This window comes from Enterobacter sp. PI-10, from assembly GCF_027947695.1.
Lineage (GTDB): Bacteria > Pseudomonadota > Gammaproteobacteria > Enterobacterales > Enterobacteriaceae > Enterobacter > Enterobacter vonholyi.
Genome location: NZ_JAJNOG010000003.1, coordinates 224,305 through 238,127, shown reverse-complemented (window position 1 = coordinate 238,127; position 13,823 = coordinate 224,305). Strand labels below are relative to the sequence as shown.

13 protein-coding genes are annotated in these 13,823 nt (G+C 57.2%); 2 read left to right on the top strand and 11 right to left on the bottom strand.

Translation table 11 applies throughout. From position 1 onward, the window contains the following. Nucleotides 1-53 precede the first annotated feature (53 nt). The gene (gene fabB / locus LRM19_RS09540) at nt 54-1,271 is read right to left on the bottom strand and encodes a beta-ketoacyl-ACP synthase I (RefSeq protein ID WP_014832795.1); all 1,218 of its coding nucleotides are present in this window, start codon (nt 1,269-1,271) and stop codon (nt 54-56) included. A gap of 158 nt (nt 1,272-1,429) precedes the next feature. On the opposite strand from fabB, the gene mnmC reads away from it, so the two are divergent. Continuing rightward, nucleotides 1,430-3,427, top strand: a complete 1,998-nt coding sequence (gene mnmC / locus LRM19_RS09535) for a bifunctional tRNA (5-methylaminomethyl-2-thiouridine)(34)-methyltransferase MnmD/FAD-dependent 5-carboxymethylaminomethyl-2-thiouridine(34) oxidoreductase MnmC (RefSeq protein WP_271368477.1) — start codon at nt 1,430-1,432, stop codon at nt 3,425-3,427. A 58-nt stretch (nt 3,428-3,485) separates the two neighbouring features. Here the strand turns inward: mnmC and LRM19_RS09530 are convergent, their stop codons facing one another. Genes LRM19_RS09530 through prmB form a run of 6 tightly spaced genes read right to left on the bottom strand, consistent with a single transcriptional unit; the run spans nt 3,486 to nt 8,037 of the window. Continuing rightward, nucleotides 3,486-3,764 (bottom strand): YfcL family protein, encoded by a 279-nt coding sequence (locus LRM19_RS09530; RefSeq protein WP_048029667.1) that lies wholly within the window; start codon nt 3,762-3,764, stop codon nt 3,486-3,488. 13 nt (nt 3,765-3,777) lie between these two features. Next, nucleotides 3,778-4,323 (bottom strand): elongation factor P hydroxylase, encoded by a 546-nt coding sequence (locus LRM19_RS09525; protein ID WP_111965248.1) that lies wholly within the window; start codon nt 4,321-4,323, stop codon nt 3,778-3,780. Next, on the bottom strand, nt 4,323-5,132 hold the full coding sequence (locus LRM19_RS09520; RefSeq protein ID WP_008502609.1) for a sulfite exporter TauE/SafE family protein: 810 nt from the start codon (nt 5,130-5,132) through the stop codon (nt 4,323-4,325). Before LRM19_RS09520 ends, LRM19_RS09525 begins: the two co-directional genes overlap by 1 nt. After that, nucleotides 5,132-5,956, bottom strand: a complete 825-nt coding sequence (gene mepA, locus LRM19_RS09515; RefSeq protein ID WP_271368472.1) for a penicillin-insensitive murein endopeptidase — start codon at nt 5,954-5,956, stop codon at nt 5,132-5,134. The genes LRM19_RS09520 and mepA overlap by 1 nt, the downstream gene beginning before the upstream one ends. A 2-nt stretch (nt 5,957-5,958) precedes the next feature. Further along, nucleotides 5,959-7,044: a chorismate synthase gene (gene aroC, locus LRM19_RS09510; RefSeq protein WP_115875913.1), complete on the bottom strand. Its 1,086-nt coding sequence runs from the start codon at nt 7,042-7,044 to the stop codon at nt 5,959-5,961. Nucleotides 7,045-7,104: 60 nt separating this feature from the next. Further along, on the bottom strand, nt 7,105-8,037 hold the full coding sequence (prmB, locus tag LRM19_RS09505; protein WP_008502612.1) for a 50S ribosomal protein L3 N(5)-glutamine methyltransferase: 933 nt from the start codon (nt 8,035-8,037) through the stop codon (nt 7,105-7,107). Between the two features lie 145 nt (nt 8,038-8,182). On the opposite strand from prmB, the gene smrB reads away from it, so the two are divergent. Beyond that, complete coding sequence (gene smrB / locus LRM19_RS09500) at nt 8,183-8,734, top strand: endonuclease SmrB (RefSeq protein ID WP_008502613.1); 552 nt, start codon at nt 8,183-8,185, stop codon at nt 8,732-8,734. 46 nt (nt 8,735-8,780) lie between these two features. Here smrB and sixA read toward each other — a convergent pair whose 3' ends face one another. The 4 genes from sixA to LRM19_RS09480 all read right to left on the bottom strand — a co-directional run bounded on the left by sixA (nt 8,781) and on the right by LRM19_RS09480 (nt 13,464). Next, nucleotides 8,781-9,266: a phosphohistidine phosphatase SixA gene (gene sixA, locus LRM19_RS09495; protein ID WP_045330962.1), complete on the bottom strand. Its 486-nt coding sequence runs from the start codon at nt 9,264-9,266 to the stop codon at nt 8,781-8,783. A 209-nt stretch (nt 9,267-9,475) separates the two neighbouring features. After that, nucleotides 9,476-11,623: a fatty acid oxidation complex subunit alpha FadJ gene (gene fadJ, locus LRM19_RS09490; protein ID WP_271368463.1), complete on the bottom strand. Its 2,148-nt coding sequence runs from the start codon at nt 11,621-11,623 to the stop codon at nt 9,476-9,478. Continuing rightward, nucleotides 11,623-12,933, bottom strand: coding sequence for an acetyl-CoA C-acyltransferase FadI (gene fadI, locus LRM19_RS09485; protein WP_271368461.1), 1,311 nt, complete (start codon nt 12,931-12,933; stop codon nt 11,623-11,625). The genes fadJ and fadI overlap by 1 nt, the downstream gene beginning before the upstream one ends. Before the next feature lie 246 nt (nt 12,934-13,179). Further along, the gene (locus LRM19_RS09480) at nt 13,180-13,464 is read right to left on the bottom strand and encodes a YfcZ/YiiS family protein (protein ID WP_023294142.1); all 285 of its coding nucleotides are present in this window, start codon (nt 13,462-13,464) and stop codon (nt 13,180-13,182) included. Between the last annotated feature and the right edge of the window lie 359 nt (nt 13,465-13,823).

Sequence of the window (13,823 nt, the reverse complement as noted above, 5' to 3'; positions counted from 1 at the left end):
CAATGCATAAAAAAGGGAGCCTTATGGCTCCCTTTCGGAATCAAACTTAAAACTTATGCTTTCAGCTTACGCATAACCAGCGTGGCGTTGGTACCACCGAAGCCGAAGCTGTTTGACATGACGGTAGTCAGCGTCGCTTCCGTTGGTTTGGTCACGATGTTCAGGCCGGCAGCCTGCTCGTCCATCTCTTCAATGTTGATGCTTGGCGCGATAAAGCCGTTTTCCAGCATCAGCAGAGAGTAGATCGCTTCCTGCACGCCAGCCGCACCCAGAGAGTGACCGGTCATGGCTTTAGTCGCGGAGATCGCCGGGCTGTTGTCGCCGAAGACTTCACGGATCGCACCCAGCTCTTTCACGTCGCCTACCGGAGTAGAGGTACCGTGGGAGTTCAGGTAGTCGATTGGGGTGTCAACGCCGTGCATCGCCATCTTCATGCAGCGCACCGCGCCTTCGCCGGATGGCGCAACCATGTCGGCACCGTCAGACGTCGCACCGTAGCCCACGATCTCAGCGTAGATGTGCGCGCCACGTGCCAGGGCATGCTCCAGCTCTTCAACCACAACCATACCGCCGCCGCCCGCGATAACGAAACCGTCACGGTGCGCATCATAGGTACGGGAGGCTTTATCCGGGGTTTCATTGTACTTGGTGGACAGTGCGCCCATCGCGTCGAATTCACAGGCCATTTCCCAGCCCAGCTCTTCGCCGCCGCCAGCAAATACGATGTCCTGTTTACCCAGCTGGATCTGCTCAACAGCGTTACCGATACAGTGTGCGGAGGTCGCACACGCGGAGCTGATGGAGTAGTTCACACCGTGGATTTTGAACGGGGTCGCCAGGCACGCGGAAACCGCAGAACCCATGGCTTTAGTAACCACGTACGGACCTACCGCTTTCAGACCACGCGGGCTACGCATTGCGTCAGCACCGAATACCTGCGCTTTAGATGAGCCGCCGGAACCGGCAATCAGACCCACGCGCGGGTTGTTCTGATAAACCTCTTCGCTCAGGCCGGAATCTTTGATCGCTTCCTGCATGGAGAGATAAGCATAAATAGAGGCATCGTTCATGAAACGAACCACTTTGCGGTCGATCAAACCGGTGGTGTCCAGTTTGACGTTACCCCATACGTGGCTACGCATACCTGAATCTTTAAACTCTTCAGAGAAAGTGATCCCGGAGCGTCCTTCACGCAGAGATGCCAGGACTTCCTGCTGGTTATTACCGATGCTGGAAACAATGCCCAGGCCAGTAATCACTGCACGTTTCATTCAATACCTCTGTAAGTCGCACTATAGTAAGTTTCGAGTCGCACAATAGCGTACACTTGTACGCCGAACAAGTCCGATCAGACATTTTCTGCGGAAATTTGCACCGATGGACTCACATCGTTAAGATCGTGCCACTGCCTGTCAGACGAGTAACTTACGTGAAACAAAACGCTATACAACCCGCCAACCTCGAATTCAACGCTGAGGGTACACCTGTTTCCCGAGATTTTGATGACGTCTATTTTTCTAATGATAACGGACTCGAAGAAACTCGCTATGTTTTCCTCGACGGAAATCAGCTCAGCACCCGCTTCCCGGCGCACCCGCGGAGCCTGTTTGTGGTCGCGGAAAGTGGATTCGGCACCGGGCTGAATTTTTTAACCCTCTGGCAGGCGTTTAACCAGTTCCACGCTGCTCACCCCGAGGCTACGCTACAAAGATTACATTTCATCAGTTTCGAAAAATTCCCGCTCACCGCGCACGATCTGCGGCTTGCCCACCAGCGCTGGCCGGAGCTTGCGCCCTGGGCAGAACAGCTTCAGGCGCAGTGGCCGGCCCACACCGGCGGCTGTCACCGTCTGATTCTGGACGGCGGACGCGTCACGCTGGACTTATGGCTCGGCGACATCAACGACCTGACCGACAGGCTCGATGATTCGATGAATCAGAAGGTCGACGCGTGGTTCCTGGACGGTTTTGCCCCTGCCAAAAACCCGGACATGTGGAGCCAGCATCTGTTTAACGCGATGGCGCGGCTGGCTCGTCCTGACGCGACGCTTGCCACCTTCACCTCGGCAGGTTTTGTCCGCCGCGGACTGCAGGAGGCGGGCTTTACCATGCAGAAGACCAAAGGCTTTGGCCGCAAACGCGACATGCTGGTCGGCAGGATGGAGCAGACGCTGGACATCCCCGCTCAGACGCCCTGGTTTGCGCGCCGCGCGAGCGCATCGCGCGACGTAGCGATCGTTGGCGGCGGGATCGCCAGCGCCCTGCTCTCGCTCGCCCTTCTCCAGCGCGGCTGGCAGGTCACGCTCTACTGTGCTGACGACGCGCCCGCCAGCGGCGCGTCCGGCAATCGTCAGGGGGCGCTCTATCCGCTTTTAAGCGCGCACGACCCGGCTCTGTTCCAGTTTTTCCCGGCAGCGTTTACCTTCGCTCGTCGCCTTTATGACGCGCTTCCGGTGGCCTTCGACCATGACTGGTGCGGCGTCACGCAGCTCGGCTGGGATGAGAAGAGCCAGCAGAAGATCGCGCAGATGCTGTCTCTGGGCCTGCCCGAAGAGATTGCCCGCGCGGTAAGTGCGCAAGAGGTGGAAGACACCGCTGGCGTGGAAACCGGGTGTGGGGGCATTCAGTATCCGCTCGGCGGCTGGCTGTGCCCGGCTGAACTGACCGCGGCGGTCATTACCCTGGCGCAGTCGCGCGGGCTGACTGTGCAGTATGCCTACAAGGTTGAATCGCTGAGCCGGACAGAATGCTGGGATCTGCGTTTTGCTAATGGCAAAGAGGCACGCCATGCCAGCGTTGTGCTGGCAAACGGACATCACATCAGCCAGTTTGCCCAGACGGAGTCGTTGCCGGTTTATCCTGTTGGCGGCCAGGTAAGCCATATTCCCACCGCGCCTGAGCTCGGCAAACTGCGCCAGGTGCTGTGCTATGACGGCTATCTGACGCCGCAAAATCCGTCTAACGGCCATCACTGCATCGGGGCCAGCTATCATCGTGGCGAAACGGATATGCGCTACAGCGAAGTGGATCAGGCGCAGAACCGCCAGCGTCTGATTGACTGCTTCCCGGATGCGGCGTGGGCGAAAGAAGTCGACGTCAGCGCCGGAGACGCGCGCTGCGGCGTGCGCTGCGCCACCCGCGATCATCTGCCGATGGCGGGCAATGTGCCGGACTATCAGGCAACGCTTGAGGTTTATCAGGACCTTGCTAATAACCGGGATAAAGCGGTGAGCGCTCCGGTTTATCCGGAACTGTATATACTCGGCGGGCTGGGTTCTCGCGGGCTGTGTTCTGCGCCGCTGCTGGCCGAAGTCTTAGCCGCGCAAATGAGCGGAGAGCCGATTCCGCTGGACAGAATTACGCTTGCGGGCCTGAATCCGAATCGATTGTGGGTGCGGAAACTGCTGAAGGGGAAGAAGATTAAATAGGGTGCGTTCCGGGGCCCTCACCCCGCCCCTCTCCCACTGGGAGAGGGTGGTGAAACACTTACTTCGCTTTTGCCTGCTGGAACAGGTTGTCCCACATGCCCAGCACCAGAGACTGGTCGCGCGGAGAGAGTTCCCCGGCCTGAATGGCTTTCTCCAGACTGCGGGTCACTTCTTCGTGAACGGCGTCGGCAGAGTGATCGTCCCCCGCTTCAAGCTCGGCTACCGCGAGCGTCAGGTGACCACGCAGATAACCGCTGGCGAACAGCTCATCATCGCTGGCGTGTTCCACCATGTCATCAATTAACGCCAGAATGCGTGATTCAAATTCTGCGATCATCTTCTTTCCTCTGTTAAAGATCTTCCGGCCAAGGGAAGCATTCCGCCGCGATCGCCGGCGTGTGGTAATAATTCTGTAAGGCCTCGATCAGGCGCGCCGGACGTTCCGGGATGCCTTTCTCAAGATATTCCATCACCTGCGCATGCACGCGGCGCTGGAAGACGATACGGTCTGGCTCGAAGTCGCCTTCGAGGTTATCGCAGCTGACGTTGAACGGGAAACCCGCCGCGACGCAGAACAGCCATTCCAGCGCCTGCGGTTTGACTTCCACATCTTCAAACTGCCCCTGCGTCGCGGCGTCACGTCCGTCCGGGCAGTACCAGTAACCAAAGTCTACCAGCTCGCGCCGCGCTTTTCCGGCGATGCACCAGTGCGAAATCTCGTGCAAGCCGCTGGCGTAAAAGCCGTGGGCAAAGACGATGCGGTTATACGGAACCTCGTCATCTGCAGGAAGATAGATCGGTTCGTCGTCGCCTTTAATCAGACGGGTATTAAAATCGTCAGCAAAACAGCCGTCGAAAATCTCAATCAGCTGTTCGTATTTATGCGTACTGTTCATTAGTGCATCCCCAACCAGGTGAGGATCTCCTGTCCATGGCTGTCATAAAGTAGTTTGGCGCTCATCACGGCCGAGACGATGACGATCATCGGGCGAATCAGTTTTTGCCCTTTGCTTAATACCAGGCGCGAGCCCGCGCGCGCGCCCAGGAACTGCCCTGCCATCATCACAAACCCGGTTGCCCAGATAACCTTGCCGCCAATGATAAACAGCAGCAGGCCGCCGACGTTCGAGGTGGCGTTGAGCACTTTGGCATGGGCGGTCGACTTGGCGAGGTTAAACCCGGCCAGCGTCACGAACGCCAGCGCGTAAAACGAGCCTGCCCCCGGGCCGAAGAAACCGTCGTAAAAACCGACGCAGCCCCCGGCAATCAGGGCAAACGGCAGGCCGTGCAGACGACGCTGGCGGTCTTCCTCGCCGAGTTTTGGCATCAGCAGGAAGTAGAGACCGATGCAGATAACCAGCACCGGCAGGATCTGGCGCAAAATATCCGACTGCACGTGCTGCACCAGCAGCGCGCCCGACGTTGAGCCGATAAAGGTCATCAGGATATTGAGCTTCTGATCGGCCAGGCTCACCACCTTGCGGCGAATAAAATAGAGCGACGCCGAGAGCGAGCCGCCGCAGGCCTGCAGCTTATTGGTGGCAAGCGCCTGCGCCGGGCTCATGCCCGCCGCCAGCAGCGCGGGTACGGTTAATAACCCGCCGCCGCCCGCAAGGGCATCAATGAAACCTGCCAGCATGGCCACGAAGAACAGCACCACCAGCAGCAGCGGTGACACCATAAACAGATCGACGAAATTATCCATTAAAGTACATGCTCATCCAGTAGCGCCTGGCAGGAAGGCGGCAGCGGAGGCGGTGTCTTCTTCTCAGGCTTAGAGGTTCCAGGTTTTGCCGGTTCAAACCAGCTTTGCAGTTCCGCACCGCAGCCATCGCCCGGCGGAGGTAGCGGCTGATCTTCACATTCCAGGCTATTCGCCGGGCAGCGCAGACGAACGTGCATGTGCGCTCGATGCTGGAACCACGGCCGCACTTTGCGCAGCCAGTCACGATCGGTTCCGGCATCCAGGCAGAGCTGCTGCTTGATGGCAGGGTTAACGAAAATCCGCGTGACGTCGTTATCTTCTGCCGCCAGCTTGATCATGCTGGAGACCTCTCGCGTCCACAGGGACGGCACAACGCGCTTGCCGTCGCTCGCCACCAGATCCAGCGCCTGCGGTTTCAGCAGTTGGGCGGCGGTCCAGCGGGCTTTCGGCAGCTGCAGGAAGATATCAACATCCAGTCCGGTCTGGTGACTGGCGTGTCCACCGTTAAAACGACCGCCGGCAGGCATCCCCATATCGCCGATCAGCATCGTGCCAAGCCCCAGGTTATGCACCTGGTTTCCCAGCCGCTGAATGAACAGCACCAGATCCGGGTGGCCGAAGTAACGACGCTGGTCGGTACGCATCACCTGATAGGTCTCCGATTGCAGCGGAAGTTCCTGCGCGCCCAGGATACAGCCGTTGGAAAAAGCGCCGATCGACTGCGCGCTCCCCGCCACCGGATGGGTGATTTTTTGCCACGGTGTGGCGGCCAGACTGGCTCCACTGGCAAGCAGCGCAAGCAGAGCAATTGCGGTTTTTTTCATGTTTACCAGCGTGGAATGGTGGTCGTCACATCCGCATTCTGCGCGCGCTGGCGCAGGAAGTGATCCATCAGCACGATCGCCAGCATCGCTTCTGCGATCGGCACCGCGCGGATCCCCACGCACGGATCGTGACGTCCTTTGGTGATCATCTCAACTTCTTCGCCATCGCGGTTAATCGTGTGGCCCGGCACGGTAATGCTGGAGGTTGGCTTCAGCGCGATGTTGGCAACAATCTGCTGCCCGCTGCTGATCCCGCCCAGGATGCCGCCCGCGTGGTTGCTCTGGAAGCCCGCTTTCGTGATTTCGTCGCGGTTCTGGCTGCCGCGCAGGGATACCACGTCAAAACCGTCGCCAATCTCAACGCCCTTCACCGCGTTGATGCTCATCAGCGCGTGGGCGATGTCGGCGTCGAGACGGTCAAATACCGGCTCGCCCCAGCCTGGCGGGACGCCATCGGCCACCACGGTCACTTTCGCCCCGATGGAGTCGCCCTCTTTTTTCAGGCCGCGCATCAGTTCGTCCAGCGCGTCCAGCTTGTCGGCATCGGCACAGAAGAACGGGTTTTGCTCGACCAGATCCCAGTCTTTGATCGCCAGCGGAATGTCGCCCATCTGGGTCAGACAGCCGCGGATAACGATACCAAATTTCTGCTGCAGGTATTTTTTGGCAATGGCGCCAGCCGCCACGCGCATTGCGGTTTCACGGGCGGAAGAGCGTCCGCCGCCGCGATAGTCGCGGAACCCGTACTTTTGTTCGTAGGTATAGTCGGCATGGCCCGGACGGAACACGTCTTTGATGGCGCCGTAGTCCTGGGAGCGCTGATCGGTGTTTTCAATCAGCAGACCAATGCTGGTGCCGGTGGTTCGGCCTTCAAAGACGCCGGAGAGAATTTTGACCTGGTCCGGCTCGCGACGCTGCGTGGTGTAGCGAGAGGTGCCCGGACGACGACGGTCGAGGTCGTGCTGTAAATCGGCTTCGGTCAGTTCGATGCCTGGCGGTACGCCATCAACGATACAGCCCAGCGCCAGCCCGTGTGACTCGCCAAAGGTGGTCACGCGGAATAACTGTCCAATAGTGTTTCCTGCCATCACGGCTCCGATGTTGTTGTTTGTGTTTGAGCGTTGTGAAACGGGCCGAAGCCCGCTGGATTAATCTTTATAGATGCTGAAGTGTTCGCGCGCGTCGAGCAGCTGCGCTTTGGTCAGCATAAAGACGCCGTCACCGCCGTTGTCGAACTCAAGCCAGGTGAACGGCACATCCGGGTACTGCTCTATCAGATGTACCATGCTGTTGCCCACTTCACAAATCAGAACGCCGTCGTCGGTCAGATAATCCGGCGCGCAGGCCAGAATGCGGCGGGTCAGCTTCAGGCCGTCAGAGCCAGAAGCCAAACCCAGCTCCGGCTCGTGGCGGTATTCGTTCGGCAGATCGGACATATCTTCCGCATCGACGTACGGCGGGTTGGTGACGATCAGATCGTACTGCAGCGTCGGCAGATCGCGGAACAGATCGGAGCGAATTGGCGTAACGTGATGGATCAGGCCGTGCTCTTCAATATTGTGTTCGGTCACGGCCAGCGCGTCGGTGGAGATATCGACGGCGTCCACTTCCGCTTCAGGGAAGGCGTACGCGCAGGCAATCGCGATGCAGCCGCTGCCGGTACACATATCGAGAATGTGCTGCGGCTGATGGCCGATCAGGCCTTCAAAGTGGTTGTTAATCAGCTCACCAATCGGCGAGCGCGGCACCAGCACGCGTTCATCGACATAGAACTCGTGGCCGCAGAACCAGGCTTTGTTGGTCAGATAGGCGACAGGAATACGCTCGTTCACGCGGCGGATCACGCGCTCAACGATGCGGTGTTTTTCGCTGGAGGTCAGGCGCGCGGTGCGCATGTCTTCCGGGATATCCAGCGGCAGGTAGAGTGACGGCAGCACCAGCTGCACGGCTTCATCCCATGGGTTATCGGTACCGTGACCGTACCAGATATTGGCGGCGCTGAAGCGGCTAACCGACCAGCGCAACATGTCCTGTATGGTATGCAGCTCGTTTACTGCTTCATCGACAAATATTTTATCCACTCTTTCCTCCAGGGCATGCTCGCATAATTTTCGGCGGCTAGTTTGCCATGAAGACGGCGATAAATCAGCAATGACGCGTCGCGCTTGAGGTTAAAAAATGCGTTTAGTCGGGTACACTATCGGAAATACGAGATGAGAATGACGAATGAAAAAGAAAACATCGCTCAGCGAGGAGGATCAGGCGCTCTTCCGACAGCTGATGACCGGGACGCGTAAGATCGCGCAGGACACCATCGTTCATCGCCCGCAGCGTAAAAAAATCAGCGAAGTCCCGGTCAAACGCCTGCTGCAGGAGCAGGCCGATAACAGCCACTATTTTTCAGATGAATTTCAGCCGCTGCTTAATACGCAAGGGGCTGTTAAGTATGTACGCGAAGACGTCAGCCATTTTGAGCTGAAAAAATTACGCCGCGGGGATTATTCGCCGGAGCTGTTTCTCGATCTCCACGGCTTAACGCAGATGCAGGCCAAACAGGAGTTGGGGGCATTGATCGCCGCCTGCCGTCGCGAACATGTTTTTTGCGCCTGCGTAATGCATGGCCACGGTAAACATATTCTCAAGCAACAGACGCCCCTGTGGCTGGCGCAGCACCCGCACGTGATGGCTTTTCATCAGGCACCGAAAGAGTACGGCGGAGATGCCGCGTTGCTGGTGTTGATTGAAGTGGAAGAGTGGCAACCGCCAGAGTTGCCCTGACAGAATGGCGGGAAGCACATTGCACCCCGCCATATCGCACGTCACGTCAGATCGCTTTTGCCATCTTCAGGTTGCACGGACTCATTTGCCAGTTGAAGACACCTTTGCCCGTTTCGTCGAGAGAAACATTGGCAATAGCGGATGTCGTGAACATAGGCGGGGTCTCGCCAGGGCAAAGCTCAGATACCAGATAGCCAACCAGTGGCAGGTGGGAAATGACCAGCGCGGAAGCGACACCTTCATTGCACAGCGCCTGAAGATAAGCGCTGACAAGGCCTACATCGCCACACGGGGTGAGTTCAGGGAGAACATCCACGCTGGATGGTAGGTTCATACACTCCCCTACCACGTCCAGCGTCTGTTCTGCACGCAGGAACGGACTCACCAGAACGCGTTCGATGTCCACTTTTTGACCGTTAAGCCAGGTCGCCATCAGACGAGATTCGTCGCAGCCACAGACGGTCAAAGGACGTACTGAGTCACTGGCGGCATCGAGTGCCGCGTCGCCGTGACGCATGATAAAAACTTGCATATTGCACCGCTTTTGTTAACCAGAATCACCGGCGTTAACTACCCGCGATAAATGCTGAGAGGTAGAAAACCCGATGGCCGGGCATTGTGCCTGATCCATTCGGTGAATGAAACGCTGTTTTTTACCTCAATGGCGTAAGTATAGTCAATCTCTGTTTACAAAATCGCCAGAACAGGTTCCTTCACCTCAGGATTTACCCTTCTTTGACCTCAGCTTACGAGGACAGTTTCCCTTGCTGGCCAAAATGTCTGGCCCCGTTCCGCCATCTGCAATAATTGGTCACACGGTGTAAACCGTGGACCATACTGCGAAGCCAGACGTTGCAGGATTGCAACCACTTCACCCGCGCCGAGCGTATCCATGTAACGGAACGGGCCGCCAAGGAACGGCGGGAAACCAATGCCAAATACCGCACCAATGTCTCCATCGCGCGCGCTCTTGATCGCCTGCTCACCAAAGCAGCGCGCCGCTTCATTGAGCATCATCATCACGCAGCGCTCAGCGCACTGAACGGCGGAGAGTTTTCCCTGACCAGAAGTCGTAATAAGTCCATAAACCGAAGGGTCGACCTGTTTCCTGCTTTTACGCCCTTTCGCGCCGTAAAGATAGAAACCGCGTTCATTTTTTCTGCCTTTGCGATCGTCCTTCAAAATCGCAGAAACAATATTTGCAGGTGGGCTGAAACGATCGCCATATGCGGCTTCCAGCACTGGTATAATTTTAGTGCCGGTGTCTATTCCCACCTCATCCAAAAGTTGGATTGGACCTACGGGGAAACCAAACTTTACCAGCGCCTCGTCGACGTGCTCGATCTTCTCTCCCTCCGTCAGCAATCGCATGGCTTCATTAATATAGGGAGCCAGAATGCGGTTAACGTAGAAGCCGGCCTTATCTGCTACTACGATCGGCGTTTTCCCCTGCTTCTTCGCAAGTTTGACTACCGTGGCGATGGTTTGCGGACTGGTCGTCGCGTGTGGAATGACTTCCACCAGCGGCATTTTTTCGACCGGGCTAAAGAAGTGCAGCCCAATCACCTGCTCCGGACGCGCGGCTTTCGCCGCGATATCGCCAATCGGTAATGACGACGTATTGGAAGCAAAAATGGTATGCGGAGCACAATGTTGCTCAACGTCTGCCACCATCTGCTGCTTAAGCGCCAGATCTTCAAACACGGCTTCAATCACCAGATCGCGGCGCGCAAAACCGCTGTAATCCGTCGTACCGGAGATCATCGCCAGGGTTTTATCACGCTCGCTTGCTTTGATATGGCGGCGTTTCACCTTTTGATCAAGGTTCTGCCAGCTGTACTGCAGCGCGTGGTTGATACCCTTCGGATTGATGTCTTTGATACGTACAGGTAATTTGCCTTTGCTGGCGGTAACAAAAGAGATACCGCCGCCCATGAGCCCCCCACCCAGTACGCCAATGGCACGCAGCGGTGCAGGCTCAGCCTCGCTGCCGGGATCTTTTTTCACGTCCGTGCTGGCGAAGAAGATGCTGCGCAGCGCCTGTGACTGCGGCGTCATCGCCAGTTCGCCAAAGGCTTTGGCCTCCGCGGCATAGCCGCTGCTGCTGCCCCGCGACAGCCCGGTTTCGATCACTTCCAGGATCCGCTTTGCCGCCGGGTAGTTGCCTTTGGTTTTTTGTTCAGTCTTTTTGCCCACCATGTTGAACAGAAGCGTTCTTCCCAGCGGGCCAGCCAGCACGCGCTCGCGTACCGGCAAAGGACGTTTTGCCTGACGCCCTTTCAGCGCAAGCTCGACGGCGGCTTCCAGTAAAATAGACTGCGGCACGACGTCATCGACCAGACCGGCTTTTAGCGCCTGACGGGCGCGCAGCTGTTTACCGGTTAAGATCATCTCCAGCGCCGTGCTGACGCCCACGAGGCGCGGCAATCGCTGCGTTCCACCAGAACCAGGCAGCAGACCCAGCTGCACTTCCGGCAGGCCCAGAATGGTTTTTGCATCGTCAGTACAAATCCGGCTGTGACATGCCAGCGCCAGCTCAAGCCCACCGCCCAGACAGGCGCCGTGGATCGCTGCGATAACCGGGATCGGCAGGCTGTTGATCTCCGACATTACCTGCTGGCCCTGACGCGCCAGCTCTTCGGCTTCCAGTGCGTTTTGCGCCCGGTCGATCATGTTGATATCCGCCCCGGCGATAAAGTTGTCGGGTTTGGCAGAGATAAACACCAGGCCGCGAATGGCTTTGTTTTCGCGGATCTGCTTTAGCATCGCGCGCACCTGAACACCAAATTCGGCCTTCAGGGTATTCATCTTTTCATCAGGCACATCAATAGTGATAACGGCCACGTTATCGAGGCGAACCGTCAGATTAAATGCAGATGGCATATCCATTATTCAGCCTCCAGAACCATTGCTGCGCCAAGGCCACCCGCCGCACAGGCGGTTACGAGGCCAAACCCGCCGCCGCGGCGACGGAGTTCATGTAATGTTTGCGTGATCATTCGCGCACCGGTGGCGGCAAACGGGTGACCGTAGGCGATAGAACCACCCAGCACGTTGAACTTACTCTGATCCACTTCGCCTGTGGCATGGGCGCGGCCCAGCACATCGCGCGCGAAACGCTCGCTTGCCAGTAGCTGAACGTTTGCCAGAGTCTGCGCGGCAAACGCTTCATGCATATCAATCAGGGTTAAATCAGCCATCGTCAGCCCCGCGCGCTCCAGCGCCAGCGGCGTGGACCATGCCGGACCTAACAACATGTCCTTCCAGACATCAATGGCGGTGAAGGCATAGCTGCGTAAATAGCCCAGGGGAGTGATGCCCAGCTCTTTCGCGCGGGATTCGGTCATAAGGATCACGGCGGCGGCCCCGTCCGTCAGCGGCGTACTGTTCGCCGCCGTCACCGTGCCGTGCTTGCGGTCAAACGCCGGGCGCAGCTTTGCGTAATCCGCCAGCGTCGAGGTGCCGCGAATATTGTTATCTTCCGCAAGCGGTTCGCGATAGGGTGGAATGTAGGCGGTCATGACCTCATCGGTCAGCTTGCCTTCCGACCAGGCTTTTGCCGCAAGCTGATGTGAGCGATGCGCCAGCGCATCCTGCTGTTCACGGGTAATGCCGTAGGTTTTCGCCATCTGCTCGGCGGTATCGCCCATGCGCAGGCCGGTGGAGTATTCCGCTACGGCAGGTGGCACGGGCATCAGATCGCGCAGACGTAAACGCGAGAAGAGTTTGAGTTTTTGACCCGTTGTACGGGCTTTGTTGGCATCGACCAGGATACGCGCCAGCTTTTTACTGACCCCAATCGGCAGTACCGAAGAGGAGTCAGCCCCACCCGCAATTCCGGCGCGAATAGTGCCCGCCATCAGGCTTTCGGCGACGTTAGCCACGGCCTGGAAACTGGTTGCGCAGGCGCGGCTGACGCTGTAGGCATCGGTATGCACGTTCATCCCGGTACCGAGTACGATTTCCCGCGCAATATTGGGAGCTTCAGGCATCTGCACGACCTGACCGAACACCAGCTGCTCGATGACCTCAGGCGGAATTTCGCTGCGAGCCAGCATCTCCCCCACTACCATTTTCCCCAGGTCAACGGCCGGTATGCCATGAAACGTCGTTGCCTGACGCGCAAATGGCGTTCGCAATCCACTGACTATGGCAATGCGATCGCCCTGACGGGTAATTAGCGGTAATGCCTGACTCATAACACTCCCCTGTAAAAAATTTTTCGCAAACATAAAGTGGTCTGACCTGATAATAGTCTTAACCATTTTTTTACATTCAGCCAATCGGGGAAACGAAAAAATGCGAGCTAAAACACAGAGAAGAAAAAGAAAATGCCCCTGCATGGCAGGGGCATTTGTGCGGTTTGTTGCCGGGTGGCGGCGTTGCCTTACTCGGCCTACACGATCGTAGGCCCATGCAAGCGAAGCGCCGCCGGGCAAAAAGGATTAACGCAGACCCAGCTGGAAAATCAGCGTTTCTGCTTCGCAGGCGAAAACAAAGTCGATGTCCAGCTTCACGCCGCCTTCCACTTCGGTGAAGGTCGACTTGATTTCACACGGATCGGATTCAACATCACGCGCACGCTTGCTCAGCGCGGCCAGGGTCTCTTCCGCTTCGGCACGGTTAGTGAACACACGGCTGTAAGACGCGGTGCAATCGGAGTTGTCCATGATGGTCCCAACATCCATACAGCAGCAAACCGGGGTTTCATCAGCACTGCATTTACTCATAGCTCAATTTCCTCTGTATTCGCGCAGCGCGCGAGATAAACACGATGCTGATATTTTACGCCCCGGCGCGGGCTCTCTCCAGCCGTTAATGGCGCAAAAACGGATAAGTGACCAATATCACACTAAAAAATGATCCAGAACAAAAACCACCCTTTTGGGTGAGTCGCGATGGTCACAATTTTGCCAACCAGATCTCGTTTCGCGAAACATGTTTGAAAATATTAATAAACAAACTTGCAACATTCTGGCTGGTCAGACCTATACTCTGGCCACTGGTCTGATTTGTCTGTCATACCTCAGACCCTACACTTCGCGCTCCTGTTACGGTATGTAACAATTATTGAATAAAAATAACTCAA